At 56.2% G+C, this 13,310-nt stretch carries 13 protein-coding genes; all 13 read right to left on the bottom strand.

The window, feature by feature from the left end:
• Positions 1 to 40: 40 nt before the first annotated feature.
• Complete coding sequence (gene hflC, locus AKL27_RS01155; RefSeq protein WP_050460728.1) at positions 41 to 928, bottom strand: protease modulator HflC; 888 nt, start codon at positions 926 to 928, stop codon at positions 41 to 43.
• The gene (hflK, locus tag AKL27_RS01150; protein WP_050460727.1) at positions 928 to 2,250 is read right to left on the bottom strand and encodes an FtsH protease activity modulator HflK; all 1,323 of its coding nucleotides are present in this window, start codon (positions 2,248 to 2,250) and stop codon (positions 928 to 930) included. The genes hflC and hflK overlap by 1 nt, the downstream gene beginning before the upstream one ends.
• Positions 2,251 to 2,310: 60 nt before the next feature.
• Positions 2,311 to 3,435 (bottom strand): GTPase HflX, encoded by a 1,125-nt coding sequence (gene hflX / locus AKL27_RS01145; RefSeq protein ID WP_050460726.1) that lies wholly within the window; start codon positions 3,433 to 3,435, stop codon positions 2,311 to 2,313.
• 39 nt (positions 3,436 to 3,474) lie between these two features.
• Positions 3,475 to 3,714: an RNA chaperone Hfq gene (gene hfq / locus AKL27_RS01140; protein WP_050460724.1), complete on the bottom strand. Its 240-nt coding sequence runs from the start codon at positions 3,712 to 3,714 to the stop codon at positions 3,475 to 3,477.
• A 114-nt stretch (positions 3,715 to 3,828) separates the two neighbouring features.
• Positions 3,829 to 5,172, bottom strand: a complete 1,344-nt coding sequence (der, locus tag AKL27_RS01135) for a ribosome biogenesis GTPase Der (protein WP_050460723.1) — start codon at positions 5,170 to 5,172, stop codon at positions 3,829 to 3,831.
• A 6-nt stretch (positions 5,173 to 5,178) separates the two neighbouring features.
• Positions 5,179 to 6,351, bottom strand: coding sequence for an outer membrane protein assembly factor BamB (bamB, locus tag AKL27_RS01130; protein ID WP_050460722.1), 1,173 nt, complete (start codon positions 6,349 to 6,351; stop codon positions 5,179 to 5,181).
• Between the two features lie 45 nt (positions 6,352 to 6,396).
• The gene (locus tag AKL27_RS01125; RefSeq protein WP_050460721.1) at positions 6,397 to 7,047 is read right to left on the bottom strand and encodes a YfgM family protein; all 651 of its coding nucleotides are present in this window, start codon (positions 7,045 to 7,047) and stop codon (positions 6,397 to 6,399) included.
• A gap of 33 nt (positions 7,048 to 7,080) precedes the next feature.
• Positions 7,081 to 8,430 (bottom strand): histidine--tRNA ligase, encoded by a 1,350-nt coding sequence (gene hisS, locus AKL27_RS01120; protein ID WP_050460720.1) that lies wholly within the window; start codon positions 8,428 to 8,430, stop codon positions 7,081 to 7,083.
• Between the two features lie 63 nt (positions 8,431 to 8,493).
• Positions 8,494 to 9,762, bottom strand: a complete 1,269-nt coding sequence (gene ispG / locus AKL27_RS01115) for a flavodoxin-dependent (E)-4-hydroxy-3-methylbut-2-enyl-diphosphate synthase (RefSeq protein ID WP_050460719.1) — start codon at positions 9,760 to 9,762, stop codon at positions 8,494 to 8,496.
• Positions 9,763 to 9,768: 6 nt separating this feature from the next.
• The gene (locus AKL27_RS01110) at positions 9,769 to 10,773 is read right to left on the bottom strand and encodes a helix-turn-helix domain-containing protein (RefSeq protein WP_050460718.1); all 1,005 of its coding nucleotides are present in this window, start codon (positions 10,771 to 10,773) and stop codon (positions 9,769 to 9,771) included.
• Positions 10,766 to 11,524 (bottom strand): type IV pilus biogenesis/stability protein PilW, encoded by a 759-nt coding sequence (gene pilW / locus AKL27_RS01105; protein ID WP_232310854.1) that lies wholly within the window; start codon positions 11,522 to 11,524, stop codon positions 10,766 to 10,768. Before pilW ends, AKL27_RS01110 begins: the two co-directional genes overlap by 8 nt.
• A 50-nt stretch (positions 11,525 to 11,574) precedes the next feature.
• Positions 11,575 to 12,747, bottom strand: coding sequence for a 23S rRNA (adenine(2503)-C(2))-methyltransferase RlmN (gene rlmN, locus AKL27_RS01100; RefSeq protein ID WP_050460716.1), 1,173 nt, complete (start codon positions 12,745 to 12,747; stop codon positions 11,575 to 11,577).
• 65 nt (positions 12,748 to 12,812) lie between these two features.
• On the bottom strand, positions 12,813 to 13,238 hold the full coding sequence (gene ndk, locus AKL27_RS01095) for a nucleoside-diphosphate kinase (protein ID WP_050460715.1): 426 nt from the start codon (positions 13,236 to 13,238) through the stop codon (positions 12,813 to 12,815).
• Positions 13,239 to 13,310: the final 72 nt, after the last annotated feature.

Genomic DNA, 13,310 nt, shown 5'->3' with positions numbered 1-13,310 from the left:
ATCTGTCCTTACAGCAATTTTATGCCTTCACATTGCCGTTTTATTTCTTGGCAGCAGCACCCGTTCCCACGCCTTTGAAATATTTGAAGAATTCGGAGTTCGGATCCACCACCAGCAGGTCATGACGATTCTTGAAGCTGGCACGGTATGCCTCAAGGCTGCGGTAGAACTTGTAAAATTCCTGATTTTGGCCAAAGGCCTGCGCATACACCTGGGATGCCTTGGCATCACCGGCACCGCGGATCTTTTCCGCATCGCGATAGGCATCCGCCAGAATCACGACACGTTGACGATCGGCATCAGCACGAATCTTTTCCGATTCGGCCGCACCAGTGGAACGCAATTCATTGGCAACACGGGCCCGCTCCGACTTCATGCGATCGTAGACCGAGTTGTTGATCTGATCGACATAGTCGACCCGGCGCAGACGCACGTCGATGATTTCAGCGCCAATCTGCTTGGCTTCTGCTGCCACCTTGCGCTGAATCGCATCCATCACCTTGCCGCGCTCGCCGGAGATCACTTCACGCACGGTGCGCTTGGTGATTTCTTCGTTGAGGGCAGCCTTGACGATCTGCGCCATGCGATCCTGCGCCCGGCGGTCATCACCACCAAAGCTGATGAAGTACAGACGCGGATCGACGATGCGCCACTTGACGAAGGAGTCAACCAGAACGTTCTTTTTCTCGGCCGTGATGAAACGGTCGGCATCGGCGGTATCCAGCGTCTGGATACGCTTGTCGAGATAGATCACATTCTGGAACGGCGGCGGCAGTTTGAAATGCAGACCGGGTTCGGTAATGACTTGTTTGACTTCACCAAGGGCGAAAACAATGGCCGACTGCCGCTGGTCAACCACGAAAATGGTCGACGACAACAGCCACAAGGCGACAACGACGGCAATAACCGTGCTAATCAGGCGGCCCATCAGCGCACCTCCCGATCACGTGAATCGCGCGCATCGCGGGTGCGGGAGTCGCGTTGTACATCTGCTGAATACACTGCATCATTCCCCGAAGTGGTCGGTGCGGTTGCTGCAGCTGCCGGTACCGCTGGCTTGGCTGCGCTCTCGGCGCCGGATTGCTGAATCAATTTATCCAAAGGCAAATACAACAGATTGTTGCCATTCTTGGCGTCGACCATCACCTTGGTGGTGTTCGAGAAGATCTGCTGCATGGTTTCCAGATACATACGGTCGCGGGTCACGGCCGGTGCTTTCTGGTATTCGTCCAATACCTGCTTGAAGCGCGAGGCATCACCCTCGGCGTTGGCCACAATGCGTGAGCGATAGGCTTCGGCTTCTTCCAGCAGACGCGAAGCGGCACCGCTGGCCTTCGGAATCACGTCATTGGCATAAGCCTGACCTTCATTCTTTTGACGCTCGCGATCCTGACCTGCTTTCACGGCATCATCGAATGCGGCCTGCACCTGTTCCGGTGGCTGCACGCCCTGCATGGTCACGTTGGTGATCTGCACGCCGGACTTGTAGCGATCCAGAATCTGCTGCATCAACTGACCGACATCAAGCGCCACCTTTTCGCGGCCCTCATAGAGCACGAAGTCCATCTTGCTGCGACCGACGATTTCGCGAATCGCGGTTTCTGCAACCTGACGCACGGTTTCATCCTGATCGCGGTTGTTGAACAACCATTCAGCAGCGTTCTTGAGTTTGTATTGCACGGCGAACTGGATATCGATGATGTTTTCATCGTCAGTCAGCATCAGCGATTCTTTGAGTTGCTTGTTGCGGGCATTGCCGCGATAGCCGATCTCGGCCGTCCGTACTTGCGAGACGTTGACGATTTCATGGCTTTGCAGCGGATACGGCCAGCGCCAGTTGAAACCCGGCAGCGTGGTATGGCTGTATTTGCCGAAGGTCATGACGACCGCGGTCTGACCTTCCTGCACGATGAAGAAGCCACTGGCCAGCCACAGGAAGGCGACAATGACGGCAATCACGCCGGCGCCGATACCGGCACCCTTGATGTCGCCCTTCTTGAAGCCACCGCCGCCGTCACCGTCGCCGGAATTGCCGCCACCGTTCTTGCCGCCCAGCAGGCGACTGATACGCTGATTGAAATCACGCCACAACTGATCGAGGTCGGGAGGTCCGTCGTTGGGCGGCTTCTTGTTGCCGTTACCGCCGTTATTCTGATTTTGACGGTTGTTGTCATCCTGTGAACCGCGGCCCCACTGGGGATCGTTCAACGAGAATTTCAAACCGAGTTTTTTGAATAAAGAAACAAGCATGCGTTGCGATCCGGCTTAATTATTTGTGGAAAGAATCAAAAGAAAATGCGCGTCAATGAATCAGACGTGCACATCTTGAGAATCGACAACCCGGGACTGACCACCCCTCCGAGCCTCTATCGACGACTTGAGCGAATCGGCAATCGACTGCCTCAGCAAGTCCAAGCCGGCACCAGTTTTCGCACTGACAAAAACCCGGTGAATTCTATCATACTCATCTTGCTCCACAGCAGGTTCCAGCCCTGCTGCGTCAATCTTGTTCCAGACCAGAATCTGCGGGATGTGATCCGCGCCGATTTCCTTGAGCACCAGATTGACCTGCTCGATCTGCTCCATGCGCACCGGACTTGCCGCATCGACAACATGCAACAGCAAATCGGCATGAATGGTTTCTTCCAGTGTCGCGCGGAAGGCAGCTACCAGTTGATGCGGCAATTCACGAATGAAACCGACCGTATCGGAAATTACCACGTGCCCTGCTTCGCCCAGGTACACCCTGCGCGAGGTGGTATCGAGTGTGGCGAACAGCTGATTGGCCGCATACACCCCGGCCTTGGCCATGGCGTTGAATATGGAGGATTTCCCCGCATTCGTATAACCGACCAGCGACACCGAGAACGTGTCATTGCGACCGCGCGCCCGGCGCTGCGTGGCATGTTGCCGGTGCAGCTTTTCGAGCTGCCCGCGCAAGGCCTTGACCCGGTCGCCGAGCAAACGGCGGTCGGTTTCAAGCTGGGTTTCACCGGGACCGCGCAGGCCGATACCGCCCTTTTGACGTTCCAGGTGAGTCCAGCCGCGAATCAGACGGGTGGCAAGGTGCTGCAGTTGCGCCAGCTCGACCTGAACCTTGCCCTCGTGGCTTTTGGCCCGTTGCGCAAAGATATCCAGGATCAGACTGGTACGATCAAGTACCCGCGTTTGCAGCACGCGTTCGAGATTGCGCTGTTGCGCAGGAGACAAGGCATGATTGAAGATGACAATGTCGAGTTGCATGTCGGCAACGGCATCGGCAATTTCCTGCGCCTTGCCGGAACCGACAAACAATGCAGCATCGGGTGCAGCACGCCGGCCCGTGATGGTTGTCACGGGCTCGGCGCCGGCCGACTTTGCCAGCAAAAACAATTCATCCAGACTTGCGGCAAAATCGTTCTTGCCGAAATCCAGGCCGACTAGCGCGGCACGCATATCAAAATGCACACGGCGTATTGCCGGCGGGATAAACCATTATTCTGCGTCTGCAGAGTCGAGACTGAGGTTGACTGCGCGTGCTGGTACGACTGTAGAAATGGCATGTTTGTAGACCATCTGGGTCACGGTATTGCGCAACAGGACAACGTATTGGTCAAATGACTCTACGTGGCCTTGCAGTTTGATACCGTTGACCAGATAGATCGATACGGGTACGTGTTCTTTTCTCAACGCGTTAAGAAATGGGTCTTGTAATAATTGCCCTTTGTTGCTCATGGCAGCTCCACTGTGTTGTTGTGATTAGGACTTGGAGGCACATCGAAAAATTTCAAGTGCTTGACCAACTTATGCTTTGTGAATGTTTTCCAAATATACGCCAAAACGACCTGCTTATTTATCCTGGCGGATGAATGGGTTTTTACTTGAGCGAAACTCAATACGGAGTGGAGTGCCGACCAGCGAGAAAGTTTCACGAAAATGCTTTTCCAGATAACGTTTGTAGCCTTCATCGACACCTTCCAGGGCATTGCCGTGAATCACGACGACTGGCGGGTTCATGCCACCCTGGTGCGCATAGCGCAATTTCGGCCGGATTGAGCCCTTGCGACGCGGCTGCTGATGCTCTACAGCCTCGATCAGCGCCCGTGTCAGCTTCGGCGTCGTCAGGTTCGACATGGCCGCCGCGTAGGCCGCGTCAATCGACTTCATGACCGGCCCGATGCCGGTCGATTTCAGTGCAGAAATGAAATGCGTTTTGGCAAATGACAAAAAGCTCAGCTTGCGTTCCAGATCCATTTTGATTTCATCGCGGCGATCGCTTTGCAGACCATCCCACTTGTTGACGCCAACCACCAGCGCCCGGCCCGATTCGAGCACGAAACCGGCGATGTGCGCATCTTGCTCGGAAATGTCTTGCTGTGCATCCAGCAGCAACAGCACGACGTTCGCTTCCGAGATCGATTGCAGCGTCTTGACCACCGAAAATTTTTCAATTGCTTCGAACACTTTGCCTCGCCGGCGGATACCGGCGGTATCGATCAGCGTGTATTGCTGCCCGCCGCGTTCGAACGGAATTTCAATCGAATCACGCGTAGTGCCTGGCATGTCGAAAGCGATGACCCGTTCTTCGCCGAGCAAGGTATTGACCAGCGTCGATTTGCCGACGTTGGGACGTCCCACGATCGCGATCTTGATACCGGACACCTTGGAATCGGCTTCTTCGCCGAGATCCGGGCGCTGCACCAGCGCGATATCGAGTGCTTCATCGACCAGATCGGCGACGCCGTCGCCGTGCGCGGCGGAAATCACATACGGATCGCCCAGCCCCAGCTCGTAAAATTCCGCTGTGACCGAGGTGTACTTCATGCCCTCGGCCTTGTTCACTACCAGCATCACGGAACGACCGGATTTGCGCAGGAAGTCGGTGATCGTCTTGTCATGCGGGGTCAGCCCCTGACGACCATCGACAATGAAAATGACGACATCGGCCTCGACCACTGCCTGCTTGGTCTGCTTGGCCATCTCGTGCATGATACCTTCTTTGGCGACCGGCTCGAAACCACCGGTATCAATCACCAGAAAAGGACGTTCGCCGACCCGGCCTTCGCCGTAGTGACGGTCCCGGGTCAATCCGGGCAAGTCTGCGACCAACGCATCGCGCGAACGAGTGAGCCGATTGAACAGCGTCGACTTACCGACGTTGGGGCGACCTACGAGTGCTATAACCGGCTTCATCAATAATTATTCTGTCGTCAGAGCGACCAAGGAACCTGCTTGAGTTTGAAAAATGACTGCTTGTCCGGCAGCCACCGGGGTGGCTTGAATCGGACTGCCGTCAGTACTTGTACGGGCGACGAATGCCCCGTCTTCACGGGACAGGAAATGAATATACCCCTGATAGTCGCCAACCGCGACCGAGCGGCCAATACCGATTGGCGCAGACAACTGACGATTGGCCAGCTTGCTGTTGCGCCACAGAGCTGCACCGGTGTCGCGTGCAAACTGAGTAACACCGCCCTTGTCGTCAGCGGCAAACAGATAGCTGTCGCTCAGGGTGACGCCGACATTGCTGGAGAAATCCTTGACCCAGCGCACATTGCCGTTGCCCAGATCGAAACAGCCGATCCGGCCCTGATAGGCCACTGCGCAGACATCACGCACACCGACTGCCGGCATGCCCGAGACATCGGCAATACGTTCCAGCTCGGTGGTGCCACGCGGATCGCCGACAGCGATTTCCCAGCGCGGGCCGCCATTGTTGAGCGCCAATGCCGACAAACGGCCGCCAGGCAAGGCCACAAACGCCGTCTGACTGTCCAGCACGATACCCGGCGCCGTGCGCAAGGTCAACGTCGGCAACGGCCGCTGCACGCTCCAGCGACGGGCGCCGGTTTCAGCGTCGAATGCCGAAATGCGGTTATCGATACTGCGCACCACCACCAGCCCCTGACCAACTGCCGGCGCTGACAACACTTCACTTGGCGCCTGTGCCTTCCAGAGTGACTTGCCATTGGCGTCGAATGCCTGCACCTGGCCTTTTTCACCGACCACGGCAACGGTATTGCCATCGCTGCCGACGCCGGCCGTCAGCGACGTGCCAGCGCTGACACGCCAGACGGTCTGACCGGTGACGACATCAATGCGGGTGACGTTGCCGTCAGCGGCTGCCGCAAACACGCTGCCCTTGGCCACTGCCGGTGAAAACAGGAAGGTGCCGGCCTTGCCGATCGATACCGTCCACAAGGTCTGGGTACGCAAGCTTTGCTTGAATTCAACCAGCGGTGCCGGTGGATTGGGATCTTTCTTGCTCGAAAACAACGAACAACCCGACAACACTGCGATGGCACCGCAACTGACCAACGTTGCCGCCAATTTTGCCGCGCGCCCGGATCTGACTTGTGACTCACTACGCATATTGTTTTTCCTCTTGCAGGATTTCACGATGAATCTGATTCGCCATCAAGCCGCGGCTTTGGCAGGTGCGCCACCGATTGCATCCAGCTTGAGCTGAATCAATTGACGGCCAGGATCTTTTTGTTCGGTCTTGTCGAGCGCCAACTGATAGGCAACGCGCGCTTCTTCGCGCTTGTCCTGTGCCACCAGCACATCGCCCTTGCGATCAGCAATGGCGCCGGCAAACTGCGCCGGGTAGCTGCCCGACAACACTTTCAGTGCTTCGTCATAAGCCTTGGCATCCAGCAACAAGCCAGCCAGACGAACTGCGGCAATCGCTTTGTAATCATCGCCACGACCATGATCAATCACCCATTGCAACTGCTTCTTGGCGGACTCGGCATCATTGGCTTCGAACGCGGTTTTGGCAGCCACCAGCGCGCTCATCTGCGCATAGGCAGTACCGCTGAACTTGTCTTGCATATCCGTCGCGGCACGCTGCACCTTGGCATTATCCTTGGCTTCGGCAGCCTTCTGCTGTTCTTCGAACAGTTGCGATGCCTGTTGCGCCTGACGGCTTTGATAGATATTCCAGCCGCTCCATGCACCATAGCCGGCCAGCACGATGATCAGCAGCCATGTCACCAGATTGCCGTACTTGTTCCACCAGTCTTTGATGGATGCAATTTGTTCCTGCTCTTCGAGATCGTATGCCATGAAATAGTCTGAGTCTGAAAGTATGAATAATGATTAATGGTGGGTGCAATGCGTATGGTCGTGACCATGATCATCATCGCCCGTGATCTGATCGACGATATAGTCGGATACGGTATCGAAAGGAATCGTGACCTGCACGCTGGCGCCATCTGTACTGCGCAAGTTCTTCACCGTCGCCGTCGCCTGCGCTACTTCGTCTTCGCCGATAATGACCGCAAAGGCAGCGCCACTGCCGTCGGCGCGTTTCATCTGCGCCTTGAAACTGCCACCGGCATTCGCCGATGCGCAATGTAGCACAACATCGAGTCCGGCATTGCGCAATCTCTCGGCCAGCACAAAAGATTGCAACTGCGCTGCCTCGCCCTGATGGACCAGATAGATATCGCACTGATTCGGTGCGAATTGCTCGCCGCTGGCCTTCATCAATTCCAGCAACCGCTCTACGCCCATGGCAAAACCGCAGGCTGGCGTCGGCTTGCCGCCGAACATTTCGATCAGCGGATCATAACGGCCACCGCCGCAGACGGTACCTTGCGAACCCAACTGATCGGTCACCCATTCGAACACGGTGCGGTTGTAATAATCCATGCCGCGCACCAGGCGCGGATTGATCGTGAACGGAATATTGTTGTGCCGGAGAATCTTTTGCACACCTTCAAAATGCGCGCGCGATTCTTCACCGAGGTAATTGATCAGTTGCGGTGCCGCATTGACCATTTCCTGCATGGCCGGATTCTTGGTATCCAGAATCCGCAGCGGATTGGCATGCAGACGACGTTGTGCATCGGCATCCAGCAAACTCTTGTGCTGCTCGAAATAGGCGATCAGGTCGACGCGGTGCTTGTTGCGCTCTTCCGCATCGCCAATCGAATTCAGTTCCAGGCGAATGTTTTCCAGGCCGAGATCATCCCACAAACGCTGGCACATCATGATCAGTTCAGCGTCGATATCCGGACCGGTAAAGCCGATGGCTTCGGCACCGACCTGATGGAACTGACGATAACGTCCGCGTTGCGGCCGCTCATGACGGAACATCGGGCCGGCATACCACAGACGCTTCGGGCCGTCATAGGTCAGATTGTGTTCAAGTGCGGCACGCACCACGCTGGCGGTATTTTCCGGACGCAGCGTCAGATTGTCGCCGTTCATCGAATCAACGAATGAATACATTTCTTTTTCGACGATATCGGTGACTTCACCCAGGCCGCGCGAAAACAAGGCGGTCGGTTCGACGATGGGCGTGCGGATCTGCTGAAAGCCGTAGCTTTTCAATACCGTGTAGACGGTGTTTTCAAACAATTCCCACAAGGGAGCATCGGCCGGCAGAATGTCATTCATGCCTTTGACGCCAACGATTTTTTCAGCTTTCTTGTTTTCTGACATGCTTTTTTACGAGTAATGTTTTATTCGAAGTGCCCGCGTCAACGCGCGGGGCGCTCACGGCCATCAGGCCGCGACTTTTTTGCTGTAGCGGGTCTGTACATATTCCAGCACAATTGCCTGAAATTCCTCGGCGATACGTTCGCCGCGCAAGGTCATTCTTTTCTCGCCATCGATGAAAACCGGTGCTGCCGGCGACTCGCCGGTGCCCGGCAGACTGATGCCGATATTGGCGTGCTTGGATTCGCCCGGACCGTTGACGATGCATCCCATCACGGCCACATTCATGCTTTCGACGCCGGGATATTCGCCCTTCCAGTGCGGCATCTGATCGCGCAGATAGGTCTGAATCTTGTCGGCCAGATCCTGAAACACTGTTGACGTGGTCCGACCACATCCGGGACAAGCGATCACCATCGGCGTGAATTTGCGCAAGCCCATGGTTTGCAGAATTTCCTGCCCGACGATGACTTCCCGGGTACGGTCGCCACCCGGCTCCGGCGTCAGCGAGATACGGATCGTATCACCAATGCCCTCTTGCAACAGCACCGACAATGCCGCCGTCGATGCCACGATGCCCTTGCTGCCCATACCGGCTTCGGTCAAGCCGAGATGCAACGGATAATCGCAACGACGCGCCAGCTCGCGATAGACCGCAATCAGATCCTGCACGCCGGACACTTTACAGGACAGGATGATCTTGTCACCCGCCAGCCCCAGTTGTTCTGCCCGCTGCGCGTTTTCAATCGCCGATGTCACCAGCGCTTCATACATCACCGCCTGCGCCGGCCACGGCTCCTTGCGCCCGGCATTTTCGTCCATGATACGCGCCAGCAATGCCTGATCGAGACTGCCCCAGTTGACACCGATACGGACCGGCTTGTCGTAGCGGCATGCCACTTCGATCATTTGCGCAAATTGCGTATCGCGTTTGGCGCCCTTGCCGACATTGCCCGGATTGATCCGGTACTTCGACAAGGCCTGCGCGCAATCAGGATAATCATTGAGCAGCGTGTGACCGTTGTAGTGAAAGTCGCCGACCAGCGGCACATCCACCCCCATGCGATCGAGTTGCTCACGAATCGGCGCTACTGCCGCCGCGGCTTCCGGCGAATTGACGGTAATGCGCACGACTTCCGAACCGGCACGCGCCAGATCCTTGATCTGGATCGCAGTACCGATCGCATCTGCGGTATCGGTATTGGTCATGGACTGCACCATCACCGGCGCACCACCACCCACGAATACCTGACGATCGCCATGACTGATCACGGCACGACGGCTCTGACGACGCGCCAGCGGACCGGACGCGATTGGAAATGGAGAAGATGACATACAGATTTATTTCAGACTCAGACGCGCCACATTGCTGTTGGTATCGCCCTTGAGGTCGAGCGTGGCGCCGCGCAGTGTGGCATCAACTCCGCTGGCATTACCCACCACCAGCATCACGGGTTCAGTGATATCGAACGACTCGGCAGTACCTGCCTTGAGCAAACGCGAAATCATGGTGGTCTTGTCGGCGCGCCGGATTTCGACCCATGAATCTTCACGGAATTTCAAATGCAGCAGATCTTTGCTCTTGCTGATGGTCAAGCCATCGCTGGCAGCAGCGACGCTGGCGACCGGCTCAACAGGCTTTGGCGCCACTGCGGCAACTGCGGGTGCCGCAGGCTTGGCCGCCACTACAGGCGGATCCATGTGTTCCGGCAAATTGCTGACTGCGGCGGTAGAAGCATTGATGATTGCGCCATCGACTTTATCGAGTCGGTTTTTTTCCGGCTCACCGCTTGCTTCAGCCAATTGCTCCGGCACTTCCTCGGTGGACACCGGCGCAGTCGCAGCAGGCTTGAGCCAGGCCAGTTGCGGTACATCTGCCAGCAGATCGGTCCGCTGCACCGCGACCACCACCGCTGCCGCCACAATCGCGACAAAGATGCCGCCAGCGACAGCCGGTGAAATCTTGCTGCGATTGCCCAGTGGCAACGGCGACTCGGAAAATGGTGTCGACAGCACCCGCTGCTGCGGTGCCGGTACACTTTCGGCGGCGCTGTCCTTGGGGAACGAGGCCATCAATGCGCCACTGTCAACACCCAGCAATTTGGCATAGGCGCGAATAAAACCGCGAATGATAACGGCGCCAGGCAAGGCCTCGTAATTATCCGCTTCGATTGCATTCACCTGGCGTGTCGCCAGCTTGAGCTGACTGGCCACCTGCTCTACCGACCAGCCCCTGGCCTGACGCAATGCAGCCAGTTGCGCGCCGGGCAATACGACGGGCGCCGACTCAACTACAGCCGATGGAAGCTCTTGGGACGGCAACTCATTCATCTGCTGATCACTCATCAAATACTCCACGTTGATAAGCCGCGTATTCCGGGGAAGCCGGATAGCGACGGCGCAATTGCGCTGCCAACTCGCTCTGGGCCTGCTGATTGCCCAGTTTGCGCTCTACCCTGATGGCTAACCACAACACATCTGCACTCGCCATATCGCCCTTCACTACGGGAGCGATATGAAAACGGGCACGTTCGAAATCACGGCTGTCGAAATACAAATTGGCCAAATTCACATTAACCACTAAATTGCCGGGCTCGTATTGAAACGCCTGAGAAAAATAGCGCTCTGCTGCGGGCCTGTTCTGTAACCTGAGACTGCATACGCCAGCGTTGACGAGTGCTTTGGACGGTGACTTATAAGACTTGTTCTTCAAGGCCGATTCAAAATAGGCAATGCTCTCGCCGGCACGGTCGTTGTTGCACAAAAACCAACCGTAATTATTCAAAAAATCCGGATTATCCGGCACCAGCCGCAATGCCTGCCGAAAACTGCTTTCGGCCTGGCCGGCAGCACCGGTTTCCATATAGATCAATGCCTGCACACTGTAGGCGTCGGCAAAATCCGGTTTCGCCTCCAGTGCCAGCCGCGTCTCTTCAAGCGCGACGGCGAACTGACCGCGTTCGTAATAGCCGGCAGCCAGTTGCAAACGAATATCCGCGCGCTTTTGCGCATCAGCCGGAACCGCTGCCACCGACATATCCGGCAGCGTCGGCTGTGCAGCCTGATCCCGCGTTACCGCAACACAACCGAACAGCAACCACGCAGATGCTACCGAAGCCGACAGATGCCATATCCGACCACTTCCCCTCACCCGGAAATCTCCACGATGCGGCCAAAATCCTTGCCGAATTTTTGCTGATATTCGGTCATTTTCTGCATGCGCTCCTGCACCCGCGTGCGATCCTTCACTTCACCCGCCAGCTGACCGCAGGCGGCATCGATATCGTCGCCGCGCGTCTTGCGAATGGTGGTCACGATGCCGGCATCCATCAGAATCTGCGCAAATGCCTTGATGCGCGGATTGTGCGAACGCTTGAGACCGGACTCGGGAAACGGATTGAACGGGATCAGATTGAATTTGCAGGAAACCGCAGTATCGCCAGTCTTGACCAGCGCCACCAGCTCGCGCGCATGGGCATCGGTGTCATTGACACCATCCAGCATGCAATATTCGAAGGTAACGAAGTCGCGCGGCGCGAATTCCAGATAGCGCTTGCAGGCCGCCATCAGTTCACGCAACGGATATTTCTTGTTCAGCGGAATCAGGCCATCGCGCAGTACGTCGTTGGAGGCGTGCAGCGATACCGCCAGCGCCACCGGACACTCTTGCGACAACTTGTCCATCATCGGCACCACACCACTGGTCGACAGCGTTACGCGACGGCGCGACAAGCCGTAGGCATTGTCGTCCAGCATCAGCTTGAGCGCTGTCACGGTAGGCTCGAAATTCAACAAAGGTTCGCCCATGCCCATCATCACGACATTGGTGATCTGGCGTTCGCCCTTGGGGCCGGGTTCGATACCCTTGGTCTTGCGCAATTCAAATTCTGCCATCCACAACTGACCGATGATCTCACCGACAGTCAGATTGCGATTGAAACCTTGCTTGCCGGTAGAACAGAAGCGGCAATTGACCGCGCAACCGGCCTGCGTGGAAATACACAGTGTGCCGCGGTTTTCTTCGGGAATGAATACGGTTTCGACAGCATTGCCCTGACCGACATCAACCAGCCACTTGCGTGTGCCGTCAGTGGAAGTATGGTCACTGATGATGGCCGGCGCCGCCACAAAGGCGCGCGTGGCAAGCTTGTCGCGCAGCGATTTCGCCAGATCGGTCATTTCCGAAAAATCGGACGCCCCAAACTGGTGAATCCAGCGCTGCAACTGCTTTGCACGAAACGGCTTCTCACCCAACTCGCCGCAGTAAGCGACGAGCTGCGCAGGATCCAGATCCAGCAGATTGGTGAGAGCTGTAGTCATGACTATTACCGTGTTTTGTTAACCATGATGCATTTAACGCAAAACATCAAGGAACTTGCTACAAATCAACGCGAATAAACGTTCAATGCAGGGAAGAAATAAGCGATTTCAACTGTTGCTGTTTCGACTGCGTCGGAACCGTGCACAGCGTTGGCATCGATCGAATCAGCGAAGTCAGCACGGATAGTGCCTTTTTCTGCTTTTTTCGGATCGGTTGCGCCCATCAGGTCGCGATGCTTCAGAATGGCGTTTTCGCCTTCCAGCACTTGAGCGATGACCGGACCGGAGATCATGAAATCAACCAGATCCTTGAAGAAAGGACGCTCACGGTGAACCGCATAGAAGCCTTCAGCTTCAGCACGCGACAGATGGATCATGCGCGCAGCGATGATCTTCAGGCCTGCGGATTCGAAACGGGAATAAATCTGGCCGATCACGTTTTTCGCGACTGCATCCGGCTTGATAATCGAAAGGGTGCGTTCAATTGCCATGTGTAAAAACTCCAATAAAATGAAAGGGTTAAAGCCCTTAATTAACAATTCAATCAACCTTCGATTCTATCA

Origin of the sequence: Herbaspirillum autotrophicum (genome assembly GCF_001189915.1) — a bacterium.
GTDB classification, from domain to species: domain Bacteria; phylum Pseudomonadota; class Gammaproteobacteria; order Burkholderiales; family Burkholderiaceae_D; genus Herbaspirillum; species Herbaspirillum autotrophicum.
The sequence above is the reverse complement of the archived record's forward strand: the minus strand, read 5'-3'. Positions and strand labels throughout refer to the sequence as shown.